General features: G+C 36.1%; 3 protein-coding genes and 3 pseudogenes. 3 read left to right on the top strand and 3 right to left on the bottom strand.

Annotated elements, in window-relative coordinates; genetic code table 11:
- Positions 1-371 (top strand): AI-2E family transporter (locus ACPYKA_RS18365; RefSeq protein WP_479543652.1); only part of this gene is annotated, 371 nt, incomplete at its 5' end.
- A 402-nt stretch (positions 372-773) separates the two neighbouring features.
- Here ACPYKA_RS18365 and ACPYKA_RS18360 read toward each other — a convergent pair.
- The 3 genes and pseudogenes from ACPYKA_RS18360 to rpsI form a co-directional block, all read right to left on the bottom strand.
- Positions 774-1448: pseudogene (locus tag ACPYKA_RS18360) on the bottom strand (class I SAM-dependent methyltransferase); the annotation flags it as partial.
- Between the two features lie 52 nt (positions 1449-1500).
- Positions 1501-2229 carry a Fic family protein gene (locus tag ACPYKA_RS18355; protein WP_479543651.1) on the bottom strand — a complete coding sequence of 243 codons (729 nt, stop codon included), beginning with the start codon at positions 2227-2229 and terminating at the stop codon, positions 1501-1503.
- A 161-nt stretch (positions 2230-2390) separates the two neighbouring features.
- Positions 2391-2501: pseudogene (rpsI, locus tag ACPYKA_RS18350) on the bottom strand (30S ribosomal protein S9); the annotation flags it as partial.
- Positions 2502-2663: 162 nt separating this feature from the next.
- Here rpsI and ACPYKA_RS18345 point away from each other — a divergent pair.
- Both ACPYKA_RS18345 and ACPYKA_RS18340 read left to right on the top strand, forming a co-directional pair.
- Positions 2664-4209 (top strand): annotated as a pseudogene (locus ACPYKA_RS18345) (pLS20_p028 family conjugation system transmembrane protein).
- A gap of 266 nt (positions 4210-4475) precedes the next feature.
- Positions 4476-4658, top strand: a complete 183-nt coding sequence (locus ACPYKA_RS18340; protein ID WP_479543650.1) for a hypothetical protein — start codon at positions 4476-4478, stop codon at positions 4656-4658.
- The last annotated feature ends 647 nt before the right edge of the window (positions 4659-5305 follow it).

Genomic DNA, 5305 nt, shown 5'->3' with positions numbered 1-5305 from the left:
TAATCATTCTTGGGTTCCCACAGATCTTTGGATTAGCGATTATGGTCTTTTTCTTAGGGCTTATCCCTGTTGCAGGTGTAATCATTTCACTTATCCCGCTATCTCTTATCGCCTATACAATCGGGGGCTTTTTAACCGTTATTTACTTGCTCACCGCAATTATGGTTATCCATGCAATTGAAGCGTATATTCTTAATCCGAAGTTGATGTCTTCTAAAACAGATTTACCTGTATTTTATACATTTATCGTCTTGATCTTTTCCCAGCATTTCTTTGGTGTCTGGGGGTTAATTATCGGAATTCCAGTGTTCGTATTCTTGCTCGATATACTGGATGTGACCGATAATGATAAACATGAGCAACTAGAGTAGAGGTGGGACGCGGGGTTAGTGCATTTGTCCCACTTATTCATAAAATTAAAAAGTCTCGCGGTTCGCTTTATGTCCTTGTAACTCCGTAGAGAAAAAACATTTGAAGTTACGGGAGCTGACTAAGACTTGAGGTAATTGGATTCTTAATTTGAACATTTATTATTTCCAGGAGTGTCCGACTCAAATTCAATATGCTTATTAACGAAATGAATGATCTAAATGCAAATTATTAAAACATACACATGCATATTAATTTATAAAAAACGCCCATTTGGAAAAATCCAAACAGGCGTTTTTGATATTACAAGGTCTTACAAGTCTATTGGTTTTATATTATCCACAATAATATATTAATTAGGGGTGCAATAAAAATGTTTTAGCATCCCTCTTCTTTTATTGAAATTATTTCTTTACAGCGTGTATAAAATGAATTGTCTCAAAGGCAGATAAATAATCTGTCCTATTTCTAAAATAAAGTTCATTTATCGAATTTGGTGATAAATGTTCATAAATTAGCAAACCTGATTTTTCTAACATACTCTCTATTTCATTATAAGTGAAACTTGAACTTCATTGATTCCCCACTTGCTGAAGCCATTTTTACCATATTTTCAACTCTATTAGACATCCCTTTTTCTTCAAATAGTTTTTCGTCTGCATAATCAAAAACAAGAGAACTACCCGTGGGATGTCAGTAAATAAATGACTAATCAATCTCGCGTTTTCCTCTTTTGTTAAGTAATATGAAACGCCCAATAGGCTAAAGAAAGTCGGTTTGTTGTCAAATCCTTTATCTATTAAATCTTGCTTAGAAAACTTATTAGTAAAATCCATAGAAACAAAATGAAGATTTTTTGGCATATTAAGTTTAACATCCTTTAACTTCTTCTTTTTAAATTCTTGCGTAGCTGGATGATCAATTTCAAAAATCTTCAAGCTGTTGTTCAACTCTGGATATCGGAAGCCAAAAGTATCTAATCCAGCTCCGAGTATGACATATTGTTCTACTCCTAAATTAATTTCATTTAGCAATACTTTTTCACAGTAAGCAGAACGCGCTAATGATGTTAGCGATAGTGAACTCTCCTGTTAAAGAAATATATGATTTACACTCTTGTAAATTTCATCCTTATTTTATCGCTTGTAAATAGAGATCAAGTGAATCTTCGAGTTCTGCTTCAACTAATGAAATAAAATCATGATAATCTTTTGTCGTATGCGCTTTATCCAAAGCTTCATAATAAGCTAATCGATTTTCCACTTTGATAACAACCGGTGGATACCCGTCTTTCATTAACTCTAAGTTTAGTAAGAGCCTCGCAGTTCTTCCGTTTCCGTCAATAAACGGATGAATACCTACAAATATGGCATGTAACATTGCGCCACGTTTAATAGCATGATGAAGGGCCCCTTCATTTTCATACCATTTCATCATCTTTTCCATCTTTTCATGAATCAAAAAGGCAGCAGGGGGGACATGCTCCGCTCCCGAAATAAACACTTGCTCTGCTCTGTATACACCTGCATATGCATCGTCAATTCCTTTTAACACAAGGCGATGAAGGTTTTTTATTTGCCATTCTGAAAGAGGTTCCTGATTTCTAATAATTTCTTCTATATAACGAATCGCATCTCTATGGTTAATTACTTCTAAATGTTCTCTTAATGTTTTTCCACCAACCGTTATCCCTTCTAAAACAACTTTTGTTTCATTTAACGTTAACGTATTCCCTTCAATTGCGTTAGAGTTGTATGTCCACTCTAAAAATAACTTTTCTTTTAGCGTCCGTAATGTGTGTGTTGGTAAAGGACGAGCAGCATCTAACTGCTCCTTTTTTTTAAGAATATTACTTAACAAATAATTCACCTCTCTCACTATTTTTCATTATGACGCTATATTTATAGAATTACTCAAGCGTTTTATTACTTTTCATTATAACATAGCAGAAATGGAATAAGATTCTTTATACAAAAACCCTCTCCCACCGAAGTGAGAAAGGGTTGATACGTAATATAAGATTAACGTTTTGAGAACTGTGGCGCGCGACGAGCGCCTTTAAGACCGTATTTCTTACGTTCTTTAATAGACGCAGTTTCAGGCACTGTCACCCTTTTAGAGAGAGCTTGATATTATCACATTTGCGGGAAAAACGATTTCATTGAATTTAACCCGATTTCACCCAAAGGTAGTCAAAAGGTAGTCAAAATAAGACACGTTGGCGGGCAATATGTGTAAAGGACTTCTAAAAAAATATTAATTTTATTATAGCAAGGTTTAGTAAAAAAGGAGGAATGTTGTTAATGAGTAAAGATGAAATCGCAAAGAAAATAAACGAATTTGCTGATTATCTCAATGTAGCGAGTATCTTTTCAGATCCTTTCAGATGGTTAGCGTGGATTATGGTTAAAGGGATTGCGTTTTTTGTTGATGGTCTTGAAAAAGTAACGGATGAAGTGTTGTTAATTAAACAGTTTTTCCAAAACCCCGAAATTGTGGCGTTCGTTGATACGATACGCCCTTTTTTATATATTCTTTTAGCACTCAACTTGCTGTTTGTAGGCTATTTATTGATTTTCCAAAAGAAAATTTGACAGAGAAGGTATAGCAATTAACCTATTTATCGCTTTGGCAGTGGTTGCTTTGCTCGGTACAGGTATGGAAAAAGCAAATGAATTTACAGACGAAGCGATTAAGGTGGTAAAAACTGACCATCTATATCAAACGGATGATAATGCTTCTTTGTCAGATACGATTATACAGCGAAATGTCACTGATTTAGTTATGTTCGATAAAAACGGTTGGAGTACAACAGAATTGGATTCACCTAACGATTTTCCACCAAGCAAGGCAAAAAACATAAGTATTAAGCAGAGATTCACCAAAGATGTTATGAGTGAAGTTGATATTAAACTTTCATCGGAAAGTGATGAAAGTTCAAAGCATTTTCTTGTACTGGGCGAAGGTGGGGCTGATAAAATCTCTAAATTCGACCAATCGGGGTTAGAGTGGAACAACGAATATTATTATCGCTATAACGTTAATTGGTTTACTTTGATTGTAACGCTTGTTGTAATGGGATTCACTCTGTTTTCGATTGCCTACAAGTTAGCTCGTTTATCATTCGAAATGACGTTTAATTATGTTCTGGCCATACTTGTTGCGCCAGCTGACATTCATGACGGGCAGAAAACCAAAAAGGTACTTCAATCAATCTTGAATACTTTTCTAGTAATTATTTTGATTTTCTTGTCTATGAAGATTTATATGATTGGAACAGTTTACCTCGCCGATCAGTTGGACGGTTTAGCTTATCTGGTTGCTTTGATTGCCTTTTCGGTCGCTGTGATTGACGGACCGAACATTGTTGAAAGGCTGTTCGGTATTGACGCAGGTCTTAAAAATGGTTGGAGTGTGCTTGCAGGGGCTTACGCAGGCACTAAAATGGCTACTGGTCTGGCTAAAGGACTATCCAATCTTGTAAAGAAAAATGATGGTAAAGATAATAGCGTGAATAATAAAGGTCGCTCTGGTGGTTCTGGTGGAAGCAAAGCACCTTCGCCTAATGATAATGATAAAGGAAATAAGAATAAATGTCTGAAATGTGGTCAATCACCATGCGTTTGCAGTAGTGGTGATTCTGGTGGCTCTAGAAGTTCTGGTACTGGTACAAAGGGAGAAAGCAAAGACAGTCGCTCTGGTGGTTCATCTGGTGGATTGGCACAACAAGTTGGGGGACAAGGAACTTTAAAAAGTGAAGTTCCAAATTCCAACGAGTCTGTAACTCCTTCAAAAAGCCCTACAAGCATTAAAACGATTCTAATGGTTTTACTACTCTAAACGATTCACAGAGCCTCCAGAAGGCGCAGGGCGTTCAAAAAACGTCTATTCAAACAGACACATCTGTTACAGGTGTTGAAGAACAAACGCAAGGCAATACGTCTGTAAATAGTGTTCAGAGTGGTGCACTTGGAACGACCACAGCAAGCCCTGCGAATGCTCAAAATAGCACTGGTAATACACCAATTACGAGCGATTCTCGTAGCGTTCAAAATGTGCAAGGTGTTCAGAAATCGAGCGTTAAAACAGATGTAGAAGTATCAAACATGGCTGAACAAGTTCAAGGTAATACGACAACTTCAACAACACAAACTGGTTCTTCTTCATCACAAAATGTAACACCAACAAATTCTAGTAGTGGTTCAAATTCAGTAAAAAGTGTGAACGGATCTCGTTCCGTTGAAACAACAAAAGTGGCTCAAAATTCTACCGTTCAATCTGACTTATAAGTGGCAAGTACGACTGAACAAGTACAAGGTGGAACAGTCACAACTAACACGAGTACGGTTCGTTCGGATAACTTAAATTCAATTAAAAATAATTCGTACGAACGTAAAAGACCGAGAAAATACAGCATCGGAAGTAATTCCGAAAATAACATCAAAAAAATAAAATCATATAAGAAAAAGTAAAAAAGCATAGGCACTCTAGAGTGACAACGGCATTTTTCGCTGTCACTCTAGAGTGCTAAATTGAAATTCTTTGTACTCATGAAAACATTAGGCTTTGCCTAATCCCACACTGAAAGTGGGGGCAAAAACCCCTTATGCTCTTTCTATCTATCTGTGAGATTTGGTCCAAAGTTTTGGAGTGACAAAAAACATAAAAGGAGTTTTGAAAATGGAAATTAAAATTAGAAATTTAGAACCTGCAACCGTTAAAAAATTGATGAATTAGCAAAACAAAAAGGCCTATCAAGACAAGAGTATTTAAAAAGTCATTTGGAATCATTCGCTGTAAGTGGTTTGCATAGCAACATACTTGAGCGTTACGAAAAGCAATTAGAAATCAATACAATGTAGAGTAGAAAACAGGAATTAGATAGTTGCCTTCTTGTCCTCGGGTTTCAGGGTGTTCCACCTTACTAAGCCAGACA

This window comes from Pseudogracilibacillus amylolyticus (SeqCode) (genome assembly GCF_051918545.1).
Lineage (GTDB): Bacteria > Bacillota > Bacilli > Bacillales > Amphibacillaceae > Pseudogracilibacillus.
Note: the sequence above shows the minus strand (reverse complement) of the source record. Positions and strands in the feature narration are given on the sequence as shown.

Excerpts from the sequence above, each read along its gene's own strand:
- ACPYKA_RS18340 (WP_479543650.1), top strand. The coding sequence starts at position 4,476 with ATGGCTGAACAAGTTCAAGGTAATACGACAACTTCAACAACACAAACT.